Raw genomic sequence first — 24,882 nt, 5'->3', positions numbered from 1 at the left:
TTAATGGATTTTTCCATTTATTATTTTTTTTTGATTTTTGTTTTTTACTTTATGGCGTAAAATCCGGCGTCCAAATACGAATACCAAAACAATTCCACGGTTTTAAATCCGGCGTTTTTCAAAATATCCATATGTTGCGCAACCGTTATCGGAAAGTATTCCGTTCCATAGCGCTTTTTGTAGTTTTCAACGTCCGTTTTATTTTTTCCGAAATCTTTTTGGAAATCCGCCACCATCTGCTGCGCGACGATTTTTCCGGGGTTGGTTAACGGTGCCGTGTGTTCAAAAGTAATGTAAATGCCGCCCGGTGAAAGCATCCGAAAACAGTTTTCCGTTGCAGCAACCCGTTCGTTTTCGGACAGATAGTGGTGGGAAAGAACAGCGGTCATTACATCAAAGTCATTGTCCGGAAACGTCAAGTTTTGGGTGCCGACCGTTTCAAATTGGATTTTTGCGTTCATTGCCTGTGGGTTTATATTTTCGGCAAATTTTTGCCGTGCGATTTTGAGCATTTCCGCAGACGGGTCCGCAAGAATAATTTCCGATTTCGGGCATTCAGTTGCAATTTTTTCGGCAAAAGTGCCGGTCCCGCCACCGGTGTCCAGCCAACGAATCGGTTTTTTATTTTTACCGCCGGAACCGGATTGAATTTCAAAATAAGCTTTCACAAGCCGAAGTGTTTGCGTGTGAAGTAAATCGTAATTCGGAACCGTCAACCGCACATTCCTGTCATAGCCGCCGGCAGGTGGAAATTTGGCGGTGCCGGTTATTTTATTTTCAGGGGCGGTCACTCGATCATCTCATATTTGTTTTTTAAAAAATCGTCTTTGAGTTTCGTGACATCATCCGGACAGTTTTCGATTTGAAGAACAAAAATCCCGAAACACGGTTTAACATATTGAAAATAAATGTCGTTTCCGGAAATCCCAACCGGAAACGGACGGGACCCTTTCAGTGTAATTCCTTTGATTTGGGAACCGCCCGGAACAAAAAAAGCGATGTCGGACAATTCTTTGATAATCATTTCGGATTCGAATAACGTTAATTCGCTTCCGACAATGGCGCAGTTGACGTCTCTGAGACACACCATAAAACAGCCTCTTGTTCCGGTTTGTTTAAATATTTAAAACGAGAAGAGTTGATGCGTACGGTGTTTACCGGCATCAACAGATATTTCGGTGGTATTCGTCTCAATCAATGACAAGATCCTTGACTTTGATTCCGGACTTGACGATTTTTCCGACAATTTTTCCGCCGGTCATGCCGACCACATATTGGGCAACATCTTCCGGGACAATAATGACAAAGCCCATACCCATGTTGAATGTTTTGTACATTTCCAGGTCGCTGACTTTTCCTTGTTCCTGAAGGAATTTGAAAATCGCTGGCGGCTCCATCGGGTCCGTGAAATCAAATCCGAGTTTTGTGATGCGGTGAAGTTTTAAAAGACCGCTGCCGGTGATGTGGGCAAGGCCGTGGACTTCGTATTTTTTGATGACATCCAACACTTCCATATAAATGGCGGTCGGTGTTAAAAGTTCGTCGCCGATTGTCTTTTTCGGATTGTACGGACAATAATCCTGGTATTCGTACGGCGATTCTTTGATGATTTTCCGAACGAGGGAGTAGCCGTTGCTGTGAACGCCGGTGCTTTTCAGGCCGATAATAACGTCGCCTTCTTTGATTTTTTCGCCGGTCAACACGTTTTCCTTTTTGACAAAACCGATGCAAGTGCCGGCTAAGTCAAACCCTTTAATGATATCGGGAAGCGTTGCGGTTTCTCCACCCACAATCGACATCCGGGAAATCTCAGCGCCTTTAGAAAGCCCTTCTCCGATTTCGGCGGCAAATCCGGGCTTGTGTTTTTCAAGCGCCAAATAATCAACGAAAGCGACCGGCTCGGCACCGATGGCGAGAAGGTCGTTCACGTTCATCGCGATACAGTCAATGCCAACCGTATTCCATTTTCCCATTTCATTCGCAATCAGCACTTTTGAGCCGACACCGTCAGTTGTCATCGCTATCGCGAATTCGCCAAAGTCAATCAGTCCGGCATAGTGGCCGATTTCCGTGAGCGGCGCACCGAATCCTTCCCGTTTGAATGTCATTTTTTTGGTCAGGGATTTAATCGTGTCCTCTTCCATTCTAATATCGACGCCGGACGCGGCATAAGTTTGTTCTTTATCTGTCATTTTAGATCCTCTGATTTGATAAAACTGAATTCACCGGACTTACCGGCGCTTAAATTTTTATTCCTTTTTTCCGAGTTCAAATTCGTTGTGAAGCGCAAGCACGGCTTTATTGACGTCGTCAATGTTGACGACACAAGAAATGTTGTATTCGGAAGAGCCCTGGCTGATCATGATAATGTTGATGTTTTCTTTCCCGAGAGCTGTAAATACGCGGCGGGCAACACCGGGTGTTCCGGCCATTCCGGCGCCGACGACCGCGACGACCGCGACGTCCGCTCTGAACTCGACGTTATAAGAGTCTCCCAATTCGGCTTTAATCGCTTTCACGGTTTTGACGCGGTCGTTTTCATTCACGATAAACGAAATACTGGACTCGGAGCCTTGACTGATTAACCGGACGTTGACGTTTTTGTCGGCGAGAATGGAGAAAATCTTGGCCACTTTTCCCACCGATCCGACCATTTCAACGCTGGAAATGTTGATGAGCGCGATTTTTTTAATCATGCTGACGGCTTTGACAACGTTTTTGGACATTTTATTTTCCGAAATCACAAGCGTTCCGTCAAAGTCGGGTTTAAATGTGCTTTTGACCCGGACCGGAATGTGGTGCTGCATGGACGGCTCAATCGCGCGCGGGTGTAAAACTTCGGCGCCGAGAGAAGAAAGTTCCATCGCTTCCTGATATGAAATAAATTTAATGGTTTGAGCGTCCGGAACGATTTTCGGATTGGTGGTCATGATGCCGTCCACTTCTTTCCAAAGCCAGATTTCATCCGCTTTGACACCGACGCCGATAATGGATGCCGTGTAGTCCGAACCGCTGCGGCCGAGCGTTGTGATGTTCCCGTCTTCGTTTTCGCCGATGAATCCGGTCACAACTTGAATGGACGATTTAAATTCCGGGGTGAGCCGCTCATGAATAAGCGCATAGGATTTCGGAAGCGGTTTTGCGCCCCCGAAAACATCGGTGGTGATGACACCGGCTTCGCCGCCCGTGTAGTATTTGGAGGGAATTTTAAGTGACCGGATGGCTCCGGACACAATCGGCGCCGCCAAGCGTTCGCCGTAAGATGAAATATTGTCTTTGGAACGGCTGGTCAGTTCGCCGAGGTAGCAGATACCGATGAGTGCTTTTTCAAGCTCATCGATTTTGATTTCCAAGTGTTCAATGACTTCCGCGCGGATTTTTTTGTTTTCGATTGCGTCGTTCACGGCATTAAAGTGTTTTAATTTCAGCGCGGCGATAAATTCGGAAATTGTCGCGACCTTCCCATATTCGCAAGCGGCTGTCGCTGTTTCCAAAAGGCCGTCGGTGACGCCGGCCAATGCCGATGTGACCATAATCACTTGATTTCCTTTATCAAAGTACGATTTAAGCAGTTCCGCAACGTGGCGGATTCTTTTTCCGTCTCCGACCGATGTGCCGCCGAATTTCATCACAATTTTCATTTTCAATCATCCGATTCCGAAATAATAAGTATAAACGCAAACAATAGCCGTCAAAGCATCATGGGTGAAATAAAATCAACAATTATAACAAACATAACAACAGGGACAAGTTATTCTTCTTGACCTGTCTTTTTCCAAGGTAACGGATATTTAAATAGGTTATGACGCTTAGAATTTATCATCATAACAAATAAATACGTCACGATTCAAATTCAGTTAAATAAATTATATTTTCCGAAATATTCATTTGTAAAACAGGCCGGATTTTCATGAAACACATTGTTATTATCGGTGATGGAATGGCGGATTTTCCCATTCCGGAATGGAATCAAAAAACGATTCTTCAATACGCCAAAAAGCCGAGTATGGACTTTTTAGCGAAGCACGGACGCAGTGGTCTTGCCGTCACGGTTCCCGACGGGTATCCACCAGGAAGCGATGTCGCCAACATGTCCATTTTCGGATACGACCCGGCGGTTTATTACACGGGACGTTCTCCGCTTGAAGCGGTCAGCATGGGCGTCCAATTATCCGGGAACGATTTGGCTTTTCGGACCAATTTGATTACCATCGGCAACAAGGATGGAACCGTTGGCGCTAACGGCCCGGACCTTTCGGACGGTTACATTTTAGATTACAGCGGCGGGCATATAACGTCGGCCGAAGCCAAAGAGCTCATCAAAGCCGTGGACAAAGCGCTTAGCACAAATCATTTTTCTTTTTATCCCGGCATCAGTTACCGTCATTTGCTGGTGGCCAAAGATAATTTCGGTAAAAGCTGCGTGTTTACGCCGCCGCATGACGTGACGGGGCAAAAGGCTTCGGACCATTTCCCCAAAGCGGTGAAAGGCGATTTGGAATCGGAGCGCGCCGCTCGAATTTATTTGGATATGATGAAATCATCCTACGAAGTTTTGAAAAACCATCCGGTGAACGTCAAACGTGTTCAGGAAGGAAAGCTTCCGGCGAATTGTATTTGGTTCTGGGGACAGGGAAACGCGCCCAAATTCGAAACTTTCGCGAAACTTCATCAAAAAACAGGGTCGGTCATCTCGGCAGTTGATCTTCTCAAAGGAATCGGTATCTGTGCCGGTCTTGAAATTATTGATGTTCCCGGTGCCACCGGGTTTTTAGACACCAACTATGCGGGAAAAGCCGACGCAGCTGTGGAAGCCTTAAAATCCAAGGATTTTGTTTTCGTTCACATCGAAGCGCCGGACGAGTGCGGACACTTGGGCGACGCCAAAAAGAAGCTTCAGGCGGTTGAGGATTTGGACGCGAAAATTGTCACGCCGCTTCTCCGGTTTGCGCGTGACTCTCACAAGCAGGGAGAGCCGGTTCAAATTTTGGTGATGCCGGATCATCCGACGCCGGTTTCTTTGAAGACGCACACCAGCGACCCGATTCCGTTTGTTTTGTATGACACACGGGAATTGAATGCGGACAATGTTTCCGTTTTTGATGAGGAATCTGTCAAAAGCGGGTCGTTCGGAACGGTTTACGCGCCGGATTTGATTTCAATGATGCTCAAAGCGGATGATTCTTGTTAAAATCAAGAGGCAAAAGGAAATTGAGTGTGAATTATAAATATGAAATAATTTGAGAACCAATGAAATAAGATTATATATCTCGAATTCATTTTATTCTTAAGTTTTATTTCATGTGTTTTATGTTTTGTTTTATATTTTATTAATTTCATCATTGTTGATGAAGTTCATTATTATTGACTTTCATTCTATAATATAAATATAATATCAAAAACAATCTAAAAACGAAAATTATTGGGGAAATTATATGAATCCGTTTCAAAAAAAGCAATCTAAAGACAAAGATGAGATTGAGGATGAGGAGGCAGAGCCGCGTTCTCAAAAGCTGAATCAATTTTTCAACAAAATTACATCTTTCGGAAAGCCCAAAGAAGATTCTTTCGGGGAATTCCGGCAAACACCGCTCATGGACTTGATTGAACGCAAAAATGATATTGTCGTCAAAGCCGACCTTCCGGGTGTTACAAAAAAGGATGTTGTTCTTGAAATTCAGGACCGTCTTTTGACCATCCGGGCGGAATGCCTCAATGAAATCGAAGAGGGAAGCTACATTCGTCGGGAACGTTTCTACCGCAAATATGAGGGTTCCGTTAACATTCCGGTTCAAATTGACGAAGAAAAAGCAACGGCAAAGCTGGCAAATGGTGTTTTGACCGTGACGCTTCCGAAGAAAACAGACCCGAGCATTGTTGACGTGGATGATTAACGGCTCGTTTTAAAATTCATTTTAATTTCTTATTCTCCTTTTTTCTTTGTTTTTTCGCTGTTGTTTTATATTGGATTCAGTTGTCAAGGAATACTTAACAACTGCCATCTATTGGAAACCCCAAAATCTCTCTAATATAATTATCCAATAATATATATTGGTTGAAGTCCTTTTTGGGGCATGGCTTTTAAAATTGCGACAATCAAAGGAATTCCGATTTACATTCACATGACCTTCTTGCTGGTCTTTTTACTGTTTGCGTTTTTGTTTGACATTACCCGTTTTCCTTACGGGTTTGCGGGTGTTGAGCCGGCGATGCTTCGCTATCTCTTTTCAGCGGCGGCGGCATTTTTGTTTTTTGTGACGCTTCTCATTCACGAACTTTGCCATTCAATTTTGGCGACGTCGTACGGTATTAAAATCCAAGGCATCACGCTCTTTTTCTTCGGCGGCGTTTCCATGATGGAAAACCCCAAAGACGAAAAAGCTGTCGAACCATCCAAAGAACTCAAAATCGCTCTGGTCGGACCGCTTTCAAGCATCATCATAGGCCTGATTTTTTTGGGACTCAATTATGTTTTCTTTGGCGTCTTTTACGGCGCGCCGATTATTGCGGGATCCGTTATGGTCGGCGGCTGGGAAATTATGTACCGCGACATTTCCGTTCTTCTGTTCCTGGTCGGCGCTCTGAACTTGTTCCTCGGCATTTTCAACATTTTGCCGGTCTTTCCGATGGATGGCGGCCGCGTTCTTCGAGCATGGCTGGCACAGCGTTATCCGTTCCAAAAGGCGACGGAAATCGCCGTTCAAACCGGAAAAATCTTTTCGGTCGTGATGGCGGTCATTGGTATTTTAATCTTTAACTTTTGGCTGGCGCTTTTGGCGGTCTTTCTTTACCTTTCGGCTTCAGAAGAAGGAAAAGCCGTCAAAACGACGTTTATGCTTGAAAACGTCAAAGTCGGCGACATCATGACCAAAAATGTGATTACGGTGGACGAGTCCATGAAACTGGCGGATTTCGTTAATTTTGTTTTCCAAAACAAGCACCCGGGTTATCCGGTTTTGCACAACGGGTACGTCACGGGAACCATTACGGTGGACGATGTCAAAAGAGTTAATGAGGCCGAACGCTACGCGTTTTCTGTCAAAGATGTCATGCAAAAGGACATCATTTCCGTTTCTCCGGAAACGCTTGCGTTGGACGCTTTTGAGAAAATGAATATGAGCCGTGTCGGCCGTTTGGTTGTTTTGGACAGCGACCGCAAATTAGCCGGCATTCTGTCCAGAACCGATTTAATGACTGCGATCAATCTCAGAAGCAGTTTAACCAACACCGATAACATCGGCCCGGATTTTTCAAAAAATAATTCATCAAAAAATGAATCCAAAGATAAATATCATGACCCGAAGTAATTCTCTTCGGTGTTCATGACGATTAATGAAGATTGAAAATGGTTTATTTTTTTCTCCGGCAATGTTGCCGGAATGGAAACAGCCAAAACAATTACTTGTTAAAACAATTATCATCAAAACAGTTGCCGGTCAAAACAGTTTAAATCCTCCTTATTTTTGGCGGATTGATATTTTTCTCGCATATCTTTTTAAAAATATATTTTAAAAATATTATATTCACCATTATTTATTATATTTATAAACAATGTGGTCTCTCGCACGTGGTTCTATATCCTATGAACTGTTTTTAAAAAAGGATAAATCCTAAATTTCAGTCATTATTAAAAATTAAAAACATGGTGGGGCGGGTTTAAAATTTTCTTCTTTTATATTTTTTGGATAATTATATATTATTAAAAATTGAAAAACATTATATCGGAAGAGCAAATAGATTTAGTTGACGATTAAAAGCGGTATTTGATTTTCAAAAACGAAAATGTGCGGTATTGATCTTGGAGGTTTGATTTTCTTGGGAAAAATATTGTTGGTCGAGGATAATTCCATGAACCGCGAGCTTGTGAAAGACATCTTAGAGACGTTTGACTGTGATGTTGTCGGCGTCGAAGATGGTTTTAAGGCGCTTTCACTCATCGAAAAAAACGAATTTGACCTGATTCTCATCGACATCAATCTGCCGAAAATGAACGGGGTCGAGCTGGCTCAAAAAATTCGAAACAGCGGTTATAAATACGGGAAACTCGTGGCGCTCACCGCCAACGAATGCACGTTGTCAGGTCAAAGGTTTCAAGATGTCGGTTTTGACGGACATATTCAAAAACCCTTCCAAATCAACGATTTCAGAAAGAAAGTTGAAAAATATCTCTCTTAATTTTTTATATTTTCCTTTTCTCATTCTTTTTCATTCATTTCTATTGTCCCCGCAACGGATGGTTATGTCAAAATGCCGATTTCGCAGCTGAAACAAATTCAATCCGTGTCCTCAAATCCTTCTTTTGACGACATATCCTTTTTAATTTCATTTTTGTCTCCCGGAATAAATGAAATGCTCCAAACAGCTGCTGCTAATGCTTTAATTTCAGCGGGGAAGCCGGCGGTTCCCGCTCTTTTGTCTTGTTTTGAATCTTTCGCAGATGACTCTATTTTAAGCATTGTTTCTTACATCTTGTCTCAAAATCCATCGTCTCCTCTATCCATTTTTTTGGAAAACCTTTCTCACCGAAATCCGGATGTCCGCAAAAACTGCGTGACCGGTATCGGGATCTTGCAAGCGGGAAATTCGCGGGATTTACTTCTGATTGAGAATTTGTCCCGGGTTTTGTATGAGGACCCGGATGTCCTCGTTTCTTATGAGGCGGCGCTTTCACTTGAAAAAATCAATCTCAGCGCCGATTTCTGGAATGCCCTTCTCAAAGGGCAAGGGCTTGACAATCATGTTTTTAACAAAATCATTGAAATTTCAGGAACCGCCGGAGATGACGCAACAATTCGAATTTTGACGCAAATGGAATTTTCCGACGAAAGGCTCGCCAAAACGGCCAAAGAATCTGTTCAAAAATTAAAGAATAAAAAATAAAATTTAAACCGTAAAAATATAAAAACCAAAATAAAAAGAAGCATATAAAAACGAATATATAAGAGCAAAGATTGTGTTACATGTGTTAATCAAAAAACCGGAAATCAATCGGAGGTAGCCGGCATGGAATACGTTTATTTTGTTCTTTTAATACTGGGCGGCTTAATCGCCGGCTCTTTTGCCGGAATGCTTGGTGTCGGCGGCGCTTTTTTGTTGGTTCCGCTTCAATTTTTCGTTCTTACAAAGACAGGCTATGCGCCGGACATCGCCATGAAAGTTGCCATTGCGACCGCGCTTGCTGTTACGCTTCCGACGGCGCTCAACAGCGCGTACCGCCACTCCAAAAGAGGAACGGTTTTTTGGAAATATGCCGCTCTGATTGGAACTTTCGGATTTTTATTTTCGTTTGCCAGCTCTTTTGTTGCCAACTACTTGCCGGGATCGGTTTTGTCTTTCATTTTCGGAATTGTTGTTTTAGCGGCGGCTCTTCGAACGTCGTCTTATAAAGATACGAACGAAGACCCGGCCAATATTTCTCAAAATTATTTCAAATACGCGGTTTGCGGCGCGATTATGGGAACAATTTCAGGGCTGACCGGAATCGGCGGCGGCATTGTTGTCATTCCGCTGATGATCTTTGTCCTGCGTTTCCCGTTCATTAACGCTGTTGGAACATCGTCCGCTACAATTGTTTTCACATCGATGGGCGGCATCATCGGCTATTTTATTAACGGGTTTGATACTGTCGGACTTCCGCCGTATTCCGTCGGCTACATTAATATTTTGATTTTTCTGATTCTCGTCATCCCGAGCATTATTATGTCCGGCGTCGGCGCGTCAGTCACTCACCGGGTGAATCAAAAATACATCCGCTATACGTTTTCCATTTTAACTTTTATCATTGGCGCGACGATGATTTACAAAAGTTTGGGGATTCATCTTTTTGATTTTATTTGATCGCCCAAATTCTTTTTTTTAGTTTTTACTTTTGTTTCTCTTTTCTCTGATTTTTGTTTTTATTATTTTACTTTGCTTGCTGTCACTCTTTTGCGGTTGTACGTATAATGAATAATGAATGATGCCACTTTGTTGTATTTTTTCAGCCTGTACTCAATGAAATAAGCAGCCTGCCCATGAAGAATATTGTCTAAAATAACTTGGTTGCTGACAAACTTGACAAAAACAACCGTTAAGAACTCATCATCGACCAATTCGGATTGTTTTTTGTCGATGTATTCTTCCAAAGGCGGCAGGATGTCACGGTAAGGCGCGTCGATAATGACCAATTTTTCCGGGAATTCCGATTCTTTCCAAAGCTTTTCAAAATTTGTGCGGCCCGCCTCACTTGTTGAAATATGCAAAACGGTTATGTTCTGACTGACAACGTTTGCGTAATTGAGCGCTTTTAAAAACGGACGGGAGAACGATGACCCAAGAACAATGCAGGGATTGTTGTCTTGGCTCGAACATGGTTTATAAATCTCCTTGGCTTCGCCCGGACTTAAAACAATGTCATTGGCAACGGATTTGTAATGATTGTGAACGCTTTGCATCAAAATGACCAAAGCCGGAATGGCAATGGCAAGCACCCAGGCTCCCATCATGAATTTTGTGGTAAACACAATGATGGCGCCGACAAAACTCATGCCGGCTCCGAGTGCGTTAATCAATATTTTGTGCTGCCAACCGGGTTCTTTGTCTTTTATCCATTTGACCACCATCCCGGTTTGTGCGAGCGTAAATGATAAGAAAACGCCGACGGCATAAAGTGGAATCAGTTTATGCGTTTCGGCATTAAAAACAAAGATCAATCCGCCGGCGGCGAAGAAGATGAATAAAATGCCATTTGAAAAACTGAGTTTTTGTCCACGCTGGGCCATCCGGTGCGGCATATAATTATCCACAGCCAGAATTGCCAAAAGCGTCGGAAGGCCGTTGTAAGCGGTGTTCGCGGCCAACAAAAGAATCGCGGCTGTTGCCAGTTGCAACAAATAATACAGAGGTCCTGTTCCGAAAACGGACGCGCCCATTTGAGACAAAACCGTATGCCCTTCCAGCGGAATGACCTGCAGCTGCGTTGCCAACAGAACGGACCCGCCGAAAATAAAAATAATAATTCCGGCCAAGCAATACAGAATTTGTTTGGCGATTTTTTGAGACGGTTGTTTAAATGAAGGAATTGAATTGCTGACCGCTTCAATACCGGTTAAAGCGGAACATCCGGACGAAAAAGCCTTCAGCATGAGAAATACCATGGCCAGAGTCGTCAGGGTGCCGGCCGGCGTTGACGGAAGACTGCTTAAAACCGCCGGAGAATATTCAATCGGCGTTAATGTTCCGGTTAAAAATTTGACCAAGCCGGTTATAATCAAAATGATCATAATTAAAATAAAACCGTATGTCGGAAGACCGAAAACTTTGGCGGATTCTTTCAAGCCTCTTAAATTCATCAGCGTCACAAGAGATAGAAAAATCAGAGCGATCGGAACTTGATAACCGAAAAAAGCCGGAACCGCCGCTACACAAGCGGCTGTTGCCGAAGAAATACTGACCGCCACGGTCATAACATAATCAATAATCAAGGCGGCTGCCGCGATCAGAGAGGCTTTTTTGCCGAGATTCCTTTTTGAGACGATATAAGAACCGCCGCCGTTTGGATAATGGTCAATGATTTGAGAGTATGAAAAGACGAGGACGATGAGCAAAATAATAATCGGAAGCGCGATAACTCCCAAATAATGAACGGACAAAAGACCGAGAGCCGGAACCAAAATCAAGAGAATTTCTTCAATGGCATAAGCTACAGATGATACGGCATCTGATGCCATAATCGGGAGGCCCCATTTTAAATTTAATTTTTCATCTTTAATCTCTTCGTTTTTGAGGGCTTTCCCAAGAAATAAGTTTTTTATTTTTGAATATTTCTCTTTGTCTTGCATACCTATCACAACATTATAAAAATATTATTATAAAATTCGGACGCAATGAAATAATCAAATCCTTTCATTTTTTTCAGAACAGAAGACTCTTTTTTGAAAAATCACCGCTTTATATTTTTGCAGTTTTTTGTTTCTTAGAGTTGTCTTATATGTGGTTTCGTTTTGAAAAATGGAAATATGCTTCGTGCATTTTTGAATAATTTTTATGAAACCAACACTTCATTTTTCGATTAAATTGTTTTACTTTGTTTTAACTTCAAATTATATTTTGCGGATTTTTTCATATAAATTGCTTTCGCCACATTTATATATTATTTTATTTTTAATCGCAAGAAATTCAAATATTTAATTAAATAATGTTATACTTTAATAACTCATTTTATATAGGTTTATGAACTAGAAATTATTGAGCGGGTTAAACCGTTCGCTTTTCACTTGAGTTATTTCACACTGAGGTGTTTTTCCAATGGATATTCAGACAATTCTCACATATGCCGTTTTAATTTTAATCGCAATTGTTGTTGCTTTTATTTTGTACAAAGTGTTAAAGACTGCCAAAAACCTCATCATCAATATCGTTTTGGGATTCATCATCTTCTTCATCGGTGGATTCATCGTTGACAACTATTTGATCAGTTATTTCCCGGGTGCTGAGCCGATTAACTATTTCAGTTTGGTCAACCTCATCATCACGGCTTTAACCGGTGTTTTCGGAGCGCTTGTGCTTTTGATTTTATCTCTTTTCGGAATCACATTCTAATGTGATTTCCTTTTTTCTTATTTCTTCTGTTCTCATTTTGCAGTTTACATCTGCTGTTTCCATTTTACAGTTTGCATCTTCTGTTTCTATTTTACAGTTTGCATCTCCTGTTTCTATTTTACAGTTTACATCTCCTGTTTCCATTTTACAGTTTGCATCTCCTGTTTCTATCTTACAGTTTGCATCTCCTGTTTCCAATTCTGCTATCTTTCATTGAAATCCGAAAAAATCAAACGCAAAGCGTTTGATTTTTCGGGGCGGTTTGCTTGATTCAAAAAAAAATTGCCAAATGACTTACTGATTCAAAAACAAAAACTACCAAATGGTTTGCTTGATTCAAAAACAAAAACTGCCAAATGGTTTACTGATTCAAAAATGAAATCACACGCGGGTTTGAAATCCAAAAGATAATGTGTCGCTATAACGCGCGCGCCGACCACGCAAAAAAGAAAAAGACAAAAAAAGAAAAATGAAAGAAATTCATCTTTCATTATTTATAGCTTAGAACTTTGAAATGAATGTCCGGGCTTGGTAAAGGGCGATGATGCCGATGATAATAATGAAAATCATCCACACGTACGACGAATGCGGAACGTATCCGGCGGCCCACAGCGCATTGTAAGCTTCCATAGCAATTTCGGTTTGCGGCATATTTTTTCCTCCTTATCCGATACAGGCATGCTCAACTTTATCTTTACCGAGATCGGTGATGACATAGCGGTGCATCAAAAATCCTTTCTTGTTGATGCCTTTGTCATCCACGGCTTGTTCAACATCTTTAATCATTCCGCCCGAGGCGAGTTCGATGATGTCGAAATTGATGAGGTCACGTTCATACATGCCGCTCATATCGTATTCTTTGTGAATCATTTCAATGATTTCATAGTTCCAATGCGGCTTTCCATCTTGGAAAAGTTCCAAAAGCCGGATTTTTGTCGGTCGGAGTGCCATTTTAGTCACCCCGGAGAGATTCGACATTGCCGGTGCTTTCTGTAAACATGAGCAAGCTGCCGATGACACACAAAATGCCGCCGACGATAATGGCCCAGCCCGGAGAGCTTCCAAAGAACAGGAAGACGAAAATCACAGCGAAGAGGCCGTATAAGTTTCCGATTCCCTGGCCGCGCCCAACGCCGATGAGCGGGAACGATTTGTACCAGGTCACATAACAGAAACCAAACGTAATTCCGGCAAACATCAAGACGAGAAGAACCATCGGGTTCAGAGCGAGGAGCGCGTAGTGAAGCATCGGGAATCCGAAAAGTGCCAGAATCGGGATGATGATAATCCACCAAACCAACGATTCACCGATGAAACGAATCGTAATGGCCGAGTCGGGTTCTGCCAGGTCCAAACCTTTTCCGGCAACAGCGCCTTCAAGACCCCAGCCGACAGCGGCCATCAGACCGCCGAGATATCCGAACCATTGGACATTGCCGGTGGCGAGTTCAGAAACAAGTCCGCCGGCGTAAATCGCGATTCCGCCGCACACAATAATTAAAATACCCGCAAGAGCGCGTTTTGAGATCTTTTCGCCATACCAAAGACGGGCGACAGTCGAACCGACAACCGGATACAAAAGACCGGCAACAGCCGAGAATGCGGCGCCGATGAATCCCATGGCCAGGTATGAGCCAAAAACAGCGGTCAGACCGCAAATAGATCCAAGGAAGAACCATTTGGAACAGTGTTTAAACTCCATAATTGTGCGTCCAAGTTCCTTGATTTTATGTTTTCCAAGGATGGCGTTCCAGAATAAAAGAGCAATAACGACGGTCAGCGCGTTGAGAGCTGTAATTAAAACCGCCACAATCACAAGCGAGACCGAGTTTCCATAGTCGGCCGCAATGACGGCGGACATGTCGTCAAAAGGATTCAACACCCATACAGCTGTTCCCGGAAGATACCAAATTCCCCAAAAAACAGCACAGAACAAGGCCCACATATAACCAAATTTGACCTTGCGCTTACTTTCCATGACTTTTAAGTCATTCAGATTTAAATTTTCAGCCATAAACTTTCCTTCCAAATGTTGGATAAATTAAACACCTAAAGCAATGAATTGCCTTTAAAATCCGTTATTCGTGGAGTTATTTTGTTAAAGTTGATTCTAATCGGCCGTTTTTGATTTTTATTTACATTAAAAATCTGTTTTGTTTATCTGATTTATTTTATTTTCAACATTATTTTATTTTTAACATTTATTTTCAGTGCTTGATTGCTTGATTTCGTTTTTAATGGAATTATATTTTCGTTTTTGCTTCGTTTTTGTTTCGTTTTTAAGATACTTTTTTATTTTAGATATTCGCCGTATCGGCTTTGTCTTTTATTTCTTTGAAAAATGTCCAAAATAATCGAAGATTTAGCATTTTAACATTTTTCAAAACGGATAAAAAATAAGAAAAGCAACAGTCATTGCTTTTCTTTACTTTATCACCCATTGATTTATTTTTGTTTCCATCCGTTTATGCCGACGCTTTCTTCTGAACTTCCTTTTGGGCCCACCACCAGAGCGGGATGAACAACGCCAAAACGACAAATCCGAGAAGAGTCGGTCCCCATCCGGCGTCCAATCTGTTCAAGTAGACGATACCGATCAGGTAGAACGGAATGTTGACAATCGAAAAGATCATGGCGACGTATTTCCAGCCTTTCGGGGCTTTAAACGGTCTTTCCAAGTCCTTGAATTTCGGGTCGGTTGCGGCTTTATAGTAAGCAGCCAAACTGATACCGTTTGCGACGACGTATCCGATTGCGGATGCGGAAAGAATCGCAGCGGGTCCGGCACCGCTGCCGGCCATGGAGAACAAAACAATCAAAAACAGGTTAAAAACGGCAATGACAGCCATTGCAACCATCGGGACACCGTTCTTGTTCAATTTTCCGAAGAAAGACGGCAAGTTTCCTTCGGCGGCCAAGGAGTGCATTGATCTGGACGATCCGTTAAAGGCCGTCTGAATGATCAAAACCATGGCGGCAATGAGCATCACGATCGCAACGACTCCACCCATGTCTCCGAGAACCAATTTAGCCATCGGAAGAAGTGGGGAAACTCTTTCGGCAATAACGGCGTCAACACCGAGCGTTCCGGTCACGGATGTTTGAACCATCACGTAGGTGAACAAACAGATAATACCGCAGCTGAAGAGTGCTTTCGGAACATCTTTTTTCGGATTTTTGTATTCCGGTCCGTAAATGGCAGCCGTTTCCCAAGCGCAAGCGCTCCACTGTGCCGTTGCCATAATACCAAGGAAAATCAAAATTCCGTAAATATCCCAGCTCCAGTCCGTCGGGAACCAGCTGTTTGTAATGTTCTCAATATGGAACGCGCCGGTGAAAAAGGGCGCAAGCGTAATGATTAAGAGCGGAACCAATGCAAAAATCGCCAAGATGTAACCCAATGTCGCGCCGCCGGAAACACCGCGGGAGTTCACGAGCATCAAAACACCAAAAATAACGATTCCGGCACCCACGGAAAGCCACATCGGAGATATGCCGGCAAAGGCCGGGACAAGTCCGTTTAAGTAGCTGCCGATCAGAACGGAGAAGATTGCCAACACCGGGTTCCAAGCGAGCCAGTATCCCCATGCGGAAAATCCGCCGATGAATTTACCGGTACTTGTTCCGGCGCCGAAGACCGCTTGCGCAAATCCCGGAAGTCCGGAAGCGTTTGGAAACGCCGTTGCCATTTCTCCGTAAGCCATATTTTGAAGGAATCCTTGCAAAACGGAAAGACCCCATGCGACGATTGCAAATGCCCACAAATAGGTCGCAAATGTTCCGATTGATGGCAAAATCAAAAGAGGAACACCAAGCGCAATGGCCAGGCCTTGCTTCCAGTCAATTGTTCTTTGAAGTGTATTACTGTCACTATCCACTGAAAAAACCACCTTTTTTTTAAAAATATCATAAACCCGAAATAATTTTTTTCATTTCGAAAAGCCGACTGAATTCCAATTATTTCACAAAACATTTTTTTAAAATCAAAACGACCTGCAAAAAAGTTAAAACGCAAATAGGGGCTGTTGTTTTGAATCATTCGCCGTTTGATTTCACATTGACAATCCGTCGATATGTTGGCGTTATTTTTTCAAAGCATAAGCTGTTAGAACTATTTTTGCTTGTCTAATACCTCCGTATTATTATATTTTTAAAATGCTGAGATGTTTTTGGCATTTTCAACATTTTCAAAATACCGCCGATTCCAATAAACCCTAAACCGGATAATCGTTTAGTTTGTTATTGATGAATCACACACAATACAAATGCGGCTTCTGTTCTTGAAAACAAAAGCGATACCCCCATATCCGGACTTGATTTTTCAATCCGGTCTGCTTTTTCACAAGACCATCATAAAATTATCCGCATCATTTGTTCCAATCTCTCTCCTAATTATTCATATGGGTTGAGATTTACTTGCACCGTGTAAATAGTGAGAATCGTATATAGCATAACCGTTTGTCATTATTAATGATTCTTAATGAAATATGGTTTGACAAGAGGATTGTATTGCTTTTTATTAATTTAAAATAGGCGTTAATATTACAATATTGTTAAAATATATCGCCGAATAAAAAATCTATCATCGTTTTATTTTTACAAATCGCTTCTTTTGATTCGGTTTTTGGAAAACTCCTTTTATTTTTATTTTGTTTTTTGAATTCTTCATTCCAATTTGTATTTATAAATCCTTTTTCAAAACTGTTCCTATAATACATTCTCCAGGTCGGTTTTTATCATTTGAATTTCAAGGCGTTACTTAAAACTTTATATATGAGGAGCGGATAAGTAACCCTTAATTTGTCATGAAATATTGATGCTTTCATGGATTACAGTCTGTCGCAATAACAGTTGGAAGCTTGTTTTTATAACCGGCCCCTTATATAATTTCATTGTTTGATTATTATTCCGCAGGTCTTTTCCTGTTGTGTTTATTTAATCCTCATGAATATCTGTTACTGATTGTATGTGATCATGATCCTCTGTCCTGATCGTCATCGTATCAGTGCAATATTGTTAATGATTTGTTTGATTTATTTATTCTTTCATCTGTGTTTATCTGTGTTTCATTTTCAAAAGGCGATTCAAATGACATTATCGGCATCATTGAGTCTAAGCGACATTGTTTGTCTTTCGGAGAAGAGGCGCACCCTTCTCTTGTTGTTGAAAGAGAAGGGTTGTAAAATAGAGGAACTCACGGAAAAAACCGAGATGACCGCTCATTCTTTAGCACCGCAGCTCAAAACGCTTCGCGACGAAAAAATTATCGTTTTAAAAGATGACCGTTATGAATTGACACATATTGGTCATATTTTGGTCAAGAATATGTATCCGCTCTTTGAGACGATTGCTGTCCTTGAGCGGGACCGGAAGTATTGGTTTGACCGGGATTTGTCGGTTATTCCGCCGGAGTTGCTTTACCGGATCGGTGAAATCGGCGCTTACAAGCTTCTTGAGTACAGCATCAGCGATTACATGTTTGATGTTCCGGCCGAGTTTTTGGACAACTTGAAAAAATCAAAGCACGCCATGTGCCTTCTTTCGGTTTACCATCCGGTTTACACCGACGAATAGCTCAAGATGGCTGAGTCCGGCAAAGAGATGACAATGATTGTGACGCCGAAGGTTTTTGACCGGATGAAAGAAGAATATGGCGGCCGTCTTGAGAATTTTATTGCCAAGGATAATGTGACGTTTCTCGTTTACAACGAAAAAGGAAAATCGATTGCGCCTTCCATGTTGATGACGGATATTTTCACATATACTTATCTTTTCAACAACGATGGGGTTTATGACAACAAAATGCTCATCAGCTTTGATGATCTTACCAAATCGTGGATCAAAGAGCTTTATAAGTATTTCAAAAAGTCGTCTGTTTCGGTTTTACAATACGAATCAAAATGATTTTTCTTTTTTCTCTTTTCTTCCTTTTTTCTTCTTTTTGGCGACGTCCGACGCGCGCGTTATAGCAGCACATTTTCATTTTGATTCATGAGAAAACAGAGGGTCATTTTCTTTTTGAGTCCGGCAAACCTTCCCGAAAAATCAACCGAAAAATTCCTTCGCTTCGCTATGGAATTTTTCAAAAGGCGGTGTGATGGACTTGCAACAATAAGTTCGCTTCGCGAACGGCTCCCTTCGGTCGCTGAATATATATGGTCAAAATTATTAATAGCCAAGCAAACCGCCCTGCAAAATCAGACGCTTTGCGTTTGATTTTCTCGGATTTCACTGAATTAGATTTGGTACAGTAGTGGCAGATGCAAACCGGAATGGTAAACAGCAGATGCAATCGGAAAATAGTAAGCAGCAGATGCAATCGGAATGGTAAACAGTAGGTGCAATCGGAATAGAAAACAGCAAGTGCAATTGAAATAGTAAACAGTGCGTACAGTTGCAAATTGGAATGCATCAGATTATGGAATTCCGCAAAATGCAGACGCAAAGCGTCTGATTTTGCGTGGCGGCTTTCTTGAGTTGAAAAATATGCAAAATGGGTTAAAATCAAATTAAAATTTTGTCTTTTTTAAGCCTTTGACTTCCGATTTTTTTAAAGAATCGATTTTATTTTTTCCACGATAATTTTTTCATTTTCTGCCGGCGGCAATTTCGCGTCCAAAATCACAAACCGTTCCGGTTCGGCTTTGGCCAGCGTCATGAAGTTTTCGCGCACGCGCGTTAAAAACTCGATTTTTTCAAACTTCGTTTTTTCGCCGCGGTTTTTGACGCGTTCGACTGAATCTTTTGGCGCCAAGTCAAAAATGAATGTCAAATCGGGAACGATTGTCCATCCCGCATGCAAATTTTTGACAAAAGAAAGGGCGTTTGGAATCGTTTTGTCCAAGGTTGCGCCTTGATATGCGCACCGACTGTCGGAATACCGGTCAGAGATGACAATTTTTCCGGCGGCGATATTCGGGCGGACCGTTTCCGCAACGTGGGCGGCGTGGTCAGCCATAAACAAAAAAAGTTCCGCCATCGGGTCGACATCGCATTCAATGGCCGCATAAACGGCTTTTCCCGTGAGCGTATTTTGAGTCGGTTCGCGGGTAAAGGCGATTTCTCCAAGATTTTTTAAGCCGGCATTTTCACGAAGAAGTGCAAGCATTGTGCTTTTTCCGGAACCGTCGATTCCTTCAAAAGTAATAAGTTTTCCAAGCATAAACCTTCCTTATGGGGTTTTTTGATAAAAAGGATTGCTCTGAAAAATTAAAAGAGAGAAAATATTCCGTTCTTGACAGTAATCGTTTCCATTCCGTTCGGATATCTCAATTCATAAGCGTCTGAATAATACATCAAATACAAAAGATATCGGTCCCCGACTTCTAAACTTCTCGGATCCGGGTATCCGGTATCGAATCTGACAACATCTTCGACTTGCCCGCCAATGAAACGAACTTTAATTTCATCGGAGCTGTTGCCTTTCGCCCATTCGTCCACTGTGAAAATGACGTCGGTATAAATATCGTAATCATCCGATCGGATTGCCTTGTAAACAGTTGTTCCGTTTTCATCTCCGCTGATCAATCTTTCTTCTTCTAAATAAGGCCTTTTTCCATCGTAAGTTGACCAAACAGCCGGCTGAATCTCTTTAATGGTTACGTAGACGATTAAATCAGCCTCATTTTCAAGAACATTTCTTGGCGGATAAGCGTAATCAATAAAGGACCATGATGAGAAATATGTTAGCTGCTGGTCCATTGGGATATGCGGAGGCATGTATCTGGCTGTTTTGTAACTGGAGTTGTATTTGACGGATTCAGTGACGTTATTTTCTGTAGAATTGGCATCATCATCATCGGAATTCAGGCATCCGGCGGCAAAAACAGATAGGAGAACAAGAAGTCCAATCAATACGGTTTTAGTTTTCATATTTCTCACGGATTATTTTTAACAGTAATCGTTTCCATTCCGTTCGGATATCTCAATTCATAAGCGTCTGAATAATACGTCAAATACAAAAGATATCGTTCCCCGACTTTTAAGTTTCTCGGATCCGGAAATCCGATATCGTCCCGGACAACATTTCCAACTTGCCCGCCAACGAAACGGACTTTAATTTCATTGGAACTATTTCCCTTTGCCCAATCATCCACGATGAAGATGACATCAGTGTAAATATCATAACTGTCTGACTTAATCATTTCATAAGTGGCTGTTTCGGTTTCATTTCCGATTGTCATTTTCGTGTGGTACAAATCAGATGGCATTTTTCCGTCAGCTGTTGACCAAGTTGCCGGTTGAATTTCTTGAATGGTTGCGTAAATGATCAAGTCAGAGTTGTTTTCAAGGAATTCTTTGGGCGGATGCATATAATCAATATTTGATAACGTTGCAAAGTAAATCAATTGTTTGTTTCTTGGAATCTCCGGGGACGATACGCAAAAGTTTCGTAGTTTGGATAGTATTTGACGTCGGAATTCGTAACGTTGTTCCCTTCAGAGTGATTCGTTGTTGCATTTTCAATGGTCACGTTATTATCTGTTTGATTCAGGCATCCGGTGACAAAAATAGAAATTAAAATCAAAATTCCAATTATTATGATTTTTGTTTTCATATCAAAACCTCTATAATTTGCTTTTTCAATTAAGTTAAATTAATTTTGAACTTATTTATAATGTCCGGCTCGTTGATTTAAATTATTATATTTTCCCATTTGGTCTTTTTCTCTTATTAATTTAAAATTAGGCTAAGTGTTATTCAGCACAAACTTTAAAAGCAATGGATTTCATTCACCCCATCAATAGCAATCTCAAACACCGCTGAATTGTCTTGTTTTCGACAACATACGGCGTATAAGTTGTTTTTGCGCGAAACCAAAAACCGGTTTAAACCGTTTTAGAAAATGTTTTAGATTGAAACTTTTTTGATAACGTCCTTTGGTTTATATGGTTTAATTTATATAATTTCGAATATTATTATCAACCTTGGAGGCAACTTTTGTTTTCAAGGATGTGCATCCTTATTTCCCATCAGAGAAAAGAGTCCGATTTTTGTGAACTGTTCTTCAAAATCATGCGCTGTGCCCAACCAATTTAAATTGGTTGTTTTTGACATGGACAGCACATTGATTGACGCCGAAGTCATTGACGAATTGGCGAATGCGGCCGGAGCCGCCGCCGAAGTTTCCAAAATCACGCGTCTGGCCATGAACGGGGAAATGGATTACACAGAATCTTTTCAGAAGCGGGTTGCGTTTTTGAAAGGACTTTCTTATGAAAAGGCAATGGATGCCGTTTCAAAAATTCAAATTATGCCGGGCGCGCCGGAATTGATTGATTTCATTCATTCGACCGGCAGCAAAACGGCGATGATTACGTGCGGCTTTAATTTGGTTGCCGACCGAGTCGAGCGTGAACTCAATCTCGATTATGTATTCTCAAACGAATTAGTTGTCAAAGACGGCCTTCTCACCGGAGAAGCGACCGGACTGCTCCGGACAACGAATTCGAAAGAAAAGGTCTTTGAAAAAATTGTTGAAGAACACGGGTTCCGGTTTTCGGAATGCGTTGTCGTCGGCGACGGCGCCAACGATATCTGCCTGTTCAAACGGGCCGGTTATTCCATTGCGTTTAATGCAAAACCCACCGTCCAAAAGCACGCGAACATCGCGGTCGCTGAAAAGGATCTGCGGTGTGTGATTCCGATTCTTAAAGAACTTATTTCAAGACCGCCGTGTCCGGTTTAATTTTTCGCGACACGTTTTATAGGAAACCGATTTCAAGCGGACGGAAAATCTCGATTCTCCGTATCGTTTGAAGAGGGGGGACCGGGTAATGATGAAAGAACTGCAAACAAGAAAAACAGAGTTAAAAGATATCTCTGAAGAGGCTAAAGAAAAAAGAAACCAGTTGAACGCTGAAGCAAGCAAATACGCTGCCGAAAGAAATGAACTCAACAACAAGACCAAAGAATTGATTTTGGTTGCCCAAGACTTAAAAGTCAAGCGCGACGAAGTCAACGTGAATGTCAGCAAGTACAAAGAACTGCGTGACACCACAAACGCGCGCGCCAACGAGCTTTTCGCCAAGGCCGACAGCCTGAAAAAAGACAGCAACCTCGACGGTCCGTCCATCAAAGAGATTCGAAAACAAATCGATGCGCTTGAATTCCAACAGCAAACCAATGTCATGTCTCCGAAAAAGGAAAAAGAGCTCGTGACCAAAATTAAAGAGTTGGAGCAAGAATACGTCGAAAAGAAAAAGACGTTGGATGACAACAGCGAACTCAAGGAAATTTTGGACCAAGCCCAAATCATTCGCGACGAAGCCTCCGAATACCACGCTCAACTTTCTGTTTATGCCGAGCAGGCTCAAGTTTATCACGAACAAATGATTACCGCGTTTAAAGACGCTGACCGCGTCCGCGCCGAATCTGATGTCGCCCATAAAAATTTCATCCGTGCTCAAGAAGCCGCTGACGAACAGCACAAAGTCTTCATTGAAGCGCAAAAAGAAATCCGGGATATCGACAAAGAAACCGGAAAATCCAAGAAAAAAGACAAAGATTCCAAGTCCAAGCAAGACAAAGAAGAACTCGAAAAAGATGCTCAAGGCATTATGGACAAGTTCAAGGACGGCGGCAAGCTGACAATGGAAGACTTGATGGCTCTTCAAAGATCCAAATACTAAGAAAAAAGAAAGAATTTCTTTTTTCTTTTTTTTGATTTTGTTTTTTGATTTTGTTATTTTCCTATTAGCTCTGTGATTCTTCTCTCATGTATTCTCTTTATTTTGATTATTAAACACCCTCTGTCTTTATTTATTTTTAATATTTTATTTTATCATGGGCTATTTAAAATAACATTTTATTTTTTCGGATGGTTCGATTGTTTCTGTTTTATTCATAATTTTTTCTAAATTAAAATGATTTCATTTATTATTCATATTTTTATAAAAACATTTATATATGTTACAAACAATTTAGATTTTACTCAGATTGTATTAACTCATTCCAAAGTGTAAAATTAAGCGGTGTTTCAAAAACATTTATTTAAAAAATTTATAATATTTTTAAAAATTAAAGAATTTGAAATTAAAGATTAAAAGATCCAATTTTGAAAAACAGAAAAATGTGATAATATGGTTACCCCTCATGTTTTTGATGCCGTCAAAACGAAGTTTCGCAAAACAAGTATCTCCGTATGGGATTGCGTCTTTCTTTGTACTTTTCCGCTTCTCTTTTTGATTGCCGTTACAGGTCTTTCGAATTTGACATTGGCCGGATTGATTGGGTCTGCCTTTTCACTGGCAGCGTTTTATTTTTTGGTTTTCCTATTCGCCGGAATTTTTTACATTTCATTCCGGAACATGTTTCACTACGGTCAAAATGTCTTATTCCATGGCATTATCTTCTTCATTTACGCAACCGCTTTCATTGACAGCATTGTTTTTAATTTGTATTTAAACCGGGAACCGGTTGGTTTTTTGATGAATTTGGCGCTCATGATCTGGGTTCTGTTTTTCTACTTCACCGCCATTAATGTTTTGAATCTCATATCGGATAAATCCGAACTCGGAATGCTTGTTTTTGGAAAAATTTCGGAAATTTCCTCTTCTTTCAAACAAAAAACCGGTGTCATTGCCGCGTCAATTGCCATGCTGACCTTTACGTTCCTCTCTCTTTTTTATTCAATGACCGATATCGGAATCTATCCGGTTTATATTTTCGAGTCCGCCGGTACGTTTACTGCCGTCACCGTTTTTCTTTACTTGGCCTACCGGTTATTTTTCAAAAAACCTTTGACTTCCCGGGCCATCGCTTACTTTCCGGTTTCATTATTTATGTTGATTCTTAATTTTGCCGCCTTTTTGTCTTTCGGCGCACGAACCGGAATTTTGAGATTCATTCCCTCTCCGGCGACAATCTTTGCCGAAACCATGCCCTTTTTGGCAACGCATTGGGTTTCATTTTTGTTCATGTGTCTGATGAATGTTTTTTTCTACATGCTTTGGGTTTGGCTGGGGTGGAAATCCTATTCCTTTGTCAAAAAAAGATGGTTGCGTTTGACCTCAAATCAAATCGGTCTGTTTGAATTGATTTATAAAAAAGAAAAATATTTAGTTTGTCTTGTTGATTCGAGTTTCTTCCAAAGAAAAGAGATCAGGGTTGCTACCATCCTTCTTGTTTTGATAATGGCGGAAATGTCTATTTTCAGTTGATATCAGAGATATCGCGTTCTAAAATAAACGATCATGAGCGACAATTTTAAAACTGATGATAGTTTTGAAACAGATAATCGTCGGGTGAATCCATAAACAATATGGGAAATACGCTGAATTGATCATCATTTTACTGAATTGA

27 protein-coding genes are annotated in these 24,882 nt (G+C 41.4%); 13 read left to right on the top strand and 14 right to left on the bottom strand.

Annotated elements, in window-relative coordinates:
* Positions 1 to 44: 44 nt before the first annotated feature.
* From MsAc7_RS05425 to MsAc7_RS05410, 4 genes are all read right to left on the bottom strand, one after another.
* Positions 45 to 791 (bottom strand): class I SAM-dependent methyltransferase, encoded by a 747-nt coding sequence (locus MsAc7_RS05425; protein ID WP_338101912.1) that lies wholly within the window; start codon positions 789 to 791, stop codon positions 45 to 47.
* Positions 788 to 1,090 (bottom strand): DUF1894 domain-containing protein, encoded by a 303-nt coding sequence (locus MsAc7_RS05420; RefSeq protein ID WP_338101911.1) that lies wholly within the window; start codon positions 1,088 to 1,090, stop codon positions 788 to 790. Before MsAc7_RS05420 ends, MsAc7_RS05425 begins: the two co-directional genes overlap by 4 nt.
* Before the next feature lie 100 nt (positions 1,091 to 1,190).
* Positions 1,191 to 2,192 (bottom strand): phosphoribosylformylglycinamidine cyclo-ligase, encoded by a 1,002-nt coding sequence (gene purM / locus MsAc7_RS05415; protein WP_338101910.1) that lies wholly within the window; start codon positions 2,190 to 2,192, stop codon positions 1,191 to 1,193.
* Between the two features lie 57 nt (positions 2,193 to 2,249).
* Positions 2,250 to 3,641, bottom strand: a complete 1,392-nt coding sequence (locus MsAc7_RS05410) for an aspartate kinase (protein ID WP_338101909.1) — start codon at positions 3,639 to 3,641, stop codon at positions 2,250 to 2,252.
* Between the two features lie 269 nt (positions 3,642 to 3,910).
* On the opposite strand from MsAc7_RS05410, the gene MsAc7_RS05405 reads away from it, so the two are divergent.
* From MsAc7_RS05405 to MsAc7_RS05375, 7 genes are all read left to right on the top strand, one after another.
* Positions 3,911 to 5,191, top strand: coding sequence for a cofactor-independent phosphoglycerate mutase (locus tag MsAc7_RS05405; RefSeq protein ID WP_338101908.1), 1,281 nt, complete (start codon positions 3,911 to 3,913; stop codon positions 5,189 to 5,191).
* Between the two features lie 244 nt (positions 5,192 to 5,435).
* Entirely contained in the window at positions 5,436 to 5,894 is a 459-nt protein-coding gene (locus MsAc7_RS05400; RefSeq protein ID WP_338101907.1) for an Hsp20/alpha crystallin family protein, read from the top strand.
* 180 nt (positions 5,895 to 6,074) lie between these two features.
* Positions 6,075 to 7,307, top strand: a complete 1,233-nt coding sequence (locus MsAc7_RS05395; RefSeq protein ID WP_338101906.1) for a site-2 protease family protein — start codon at positions 6,075 to 6,077, stop codon at positions 7,305 to 7,307.
* Positions 7,308 to 7,332: 25 nt separating this feature from the next.
* Positions 7,333 to 7,512: a hypothetical protein gene (locus MsAc7_RS05390; protein WP_338101905.1), complete on the top strand. Its 180-nt coding sequence runs from the start codon at positions 7,333 to 7,335 to the stop codon at positions 7,510 to 7,512.
* Positions 7,513 to 7,815: 303 nt separating this feature from the next.
* The gene (locus MsAc7_RS05385; protein WP_338101904.1) at positions 7,816 to 8,175 is read left to right on the top strand and encodes a response regulator; all 360 of its coding nucleotides are present in this window, start codon (positions 7,816 to 7,818) and stop codon (positions 8,173 to 8,175) included.
* 72 nt (positions 8,176 to 8,247) lie between these two features.
* A complete protein-coding gene (locus MsAc7_RS05380) occupies positions 8,248 to 8,880 on the top strand; it encodes a HEAT repeat domain-containing protein (protein ID WP_338101903.1) in 633 nt (210 codons plus the stop codon).
* 123 nt (positions 8,881 to 9,003) lie between these two features.
* Entirely contained in the window at positions 9,004 to 9,837 is an 834-nt protein-coding gene (locus MsAc7_RS05375; protein WP_338101902.1) for a sulfite exporter TauE/SafE family protein, read from the top strand.
* Positions 9,838 to 9,899: 62 nt separating this feature from the next.
* On the opposite strand, the gene MsAc7_RS05370 is transcribed toward MsAc7_RS05375, so the two are convergent.
* A complete protein-coding gene (locus MsAc7_RS05370) occupies positions 9,900 to 11,819 on the bottom strand; it encodes an APC family permease (protein WP_338101901.1) in 1,920 nt (639 codons plus the stop codon).
* A 466-nt stretch (positions 11,820 to 12,285) separates the two neighbouring features.
* Between MsAc7_RS05370 and MsAc7_RS05365 the strand changes: the two genes are divergently transcribed.
* Positions 12,286 to 12,579: a transcriptional regulator gene (locus MsAc7_RS05365; RefSeq protein ID WP_338101900.1), complete on the top strand. Its 294-nt coding sequence runs from the start codon at positions 12,286 to 12,288 to the stop codon at positions 12,577 to 12,579.
* Here the strand turns inward: MsAc7_RS05365 and MsAc7_RS05360 are convergent.
* The 5 genes from MsAc7_RS05360 to MsAc7_RS05340 all read right to left on the bottom strand — a co-directional run bounded on the left by MsAc7_RS05360 (position 12,553) and on the right by MsAc7_RS05340 (position 16,457).
* Positions 12,553 to 12,777, bottom strand: coding sequence for a hypothetical protein (locus MsAc7_RS05360; protein ID WP_338101899.1), 225 nt, complete (start codon positions 12,775 to 12,777; stop codon positions 12,553 to 12,555). The genes MsAc7_RS05365 and MsAc7_RS05360 overlap by 27 nt on opposite strands.
* 303 nt (positions 12,778 to 13,080) lie before the next feature.
* Positions 13,081 to 13,230: a hypothetical protein gene (locus MsAc7_RS05355; protein WP_338101898.1), complete on the bottom strand. Its 150-nt coding sequence runs from the start codon at positions 13,228 to 13,230 to the stop codon at positions 13,081 to 13,083.
* Positions 13,231 to 13,242: 12 nt separating this feature from the next.
* Positions 13,243 to 13,530 (bottom strand): hypothetical protein, encoded by a 288-nt coding sequence (locus tag MsAc7_RS05350; RefSeq protein WP_338101897.1) that lies wholly within the window; start codon positions 13,528 to 13,530, stop codon positions 13,243 to 13,245.
* A gap of 1 nt (position 13,531) precedes the next feature.
* Positions 13,532 to 14,593 (bottom strand): DMT family transporter, encoded by a 1,062-nt coding sequence (locus tag MsAc7_RS05345; protein ID WP_338101896.1) that lies wholly within the window; start codon positions 14,591 to 14,593, stop codon positions 13,532 to 13,534.
* 451 nt (positions 14,594 to 15,044) lie between these two features.
* Entirely contained in the window at positions 15,045 to 16,457 is a 1,413-nt protein-coding gene (locus MsAc7_RS05340) for an APC family permease (RefSeq protein ID WP_338101895.1), read from the bottom strand.
* Positions 16,458 to 17,667: 1,210 nt separating this feature from the next.
* On the opposite strand from MsAc7_RS05340, the gene MsAc7_RS05335 reads away from it, so the two are divergent.
* Together MsAc7_RS05335 and MsAc7_RS05330 are read left to right on the top strand one after the other, a co-directional pair.
* Positions 17,668 to 18,153, top strand: coding sequence for a helix-turn-helix transcriptional regulator (locus tag MsAc7_RS05335; RefSeq protein ID WP_338101894.1), 486 nt, complete (start codon positions 17,668 to 17,670; stop codon positions 18,151 to 18,153).
* A gap of 6 nt (positions 18,154 to 18,159) precedes the next feature.
* Complete coding sequence (locus MsAc7_RS05330; protein ID WP_338101893.1) at positions 18,160 to 18,483, top strand: transcriptional regulator FilR1 domain-containing protein; 324 nt, start codon at positions 18,160 to 18,162, stop codon at positions 18,481 to 18,483.
* Between the two features lie 646 nt (positions 18,484 to 19,129).
* Here the strand turns inward: MsAc7_RS05330 and tmk are convergent.
* The 4 genes from tmk to MsAc7_RS05310 are packed head-to-tail and all read right to left on the bottom strand — an operon-like array spanning position 19,130 to position 21,136.
* The gene (gene tmk, locus MsAc7_RS05325) at positions 19,130 to 19,741 is read right to left on the bottom strand and encodes a dTMP kinase (protein ID WP_338101892.1); all 612 of its coding nucleotides are present in this window, start codon (positions 19,739 to 19,741) and stop codon (positions 19,130 to 19,132) included.
* A 47-nt stretch (positions 19,742 to 19,788) separates the two neighbouring features.
* Positions 19,789 to 20,451 (bottom strand): hypothetical protein, encoded by a 663-nt coding sequence (locus MsAc7_RS05320; protein WP_338101891.1) that lies wholly within the window; start codon positions 20,449 to 20,451, stop codon positions 19,789 to 19,791.
* 5 nt (positions 20,452 to 20,456) lie between these two features.
* On the bottom strand, positions 20,457 to 20,927 hold the full coding sequence (locus MsAc7_RS05315; RefSeq protein WP_338101890.1) for a hypothetical protein: 471 nt from the start codon (positions 20,925 to 20,927) through the stop codon (positions 20,457 to 20,459).
* Complete coding sequence (locus MsAc7_RS05310) at positions 20,924 to 21,136, bottom strand: hypothetical protein (RefSeq protein ID WP_338101889.1); 213 nt, start codon at positions 21,134 to 21,136, stop codon at positions 20,924 to 20,926. The genes MsAc7_RS05315 and MsAc7_RS05310 overlap by 4 nt, the downstream gene beginning before the upstream one ends.
* Positions 21,137 to 21,601: 465 nt before the next feature.
* Between MsAc7_RS05310 and serB the strand changes: the two genes are divergently transcribed.
* From serB to MsAc7_RS05295, 3 genes are all read left to right on the top strand, one after another.
* Positions 21,602 to 22,267 carry a phosphoserine phosphatase SerB gene (gene serB / locus MsAc7_RS05305; protein WP_338101888.1) on the top strand — a complete coding sequence of 222 codons (666 nt, stop codon included), beginning with the start codon at positions 21,602 to 21,604 and terminating at the stop codon, positions 22,265 to 22,267.
* 88 nt (positions 22,268 to 22,355) lie between these two features.
* Complete coding sequence (locus tag MsAc7_RS05300) at positions 22,356 to 23,210, top strand: coiled-coil protein (protein ID WP_338101887.1); 855 nt, start codon at positions 22,356 to 22,358, stop codon at positions 23,208 to 23,210.
* A gap of 450 nt (positions 23,211 to 23,660) precedes the next feature.
* Positions 23,661 to 24,740, top strand: a complete 1,080-nt coding sequence (locus tag MsAc7_RS05295) for a hypothetical protein (protein ID WP_338101886.1) — start codon at positions 23,661 to 23,663, stop codon at positions 24,738 to 24,740.
* Positions 24,741 to 24,882: the final 142 nt, after the last annotated feature.

The organism is Methanolapillus millepedarum (assembly GCF_032594115.1).
Lineage (GTDB): Archaea > Halobacteriota > Methanosarcinia > Methanosarcinales > Methanosarcinaceae > Methanolapillus > Methanolapillus millepedarum.
The sequence above is the reverse complement of the archived record's forward strand: the minus strand, read 5'-3'. Positions and strand labels throughout refer to the sequence as shown.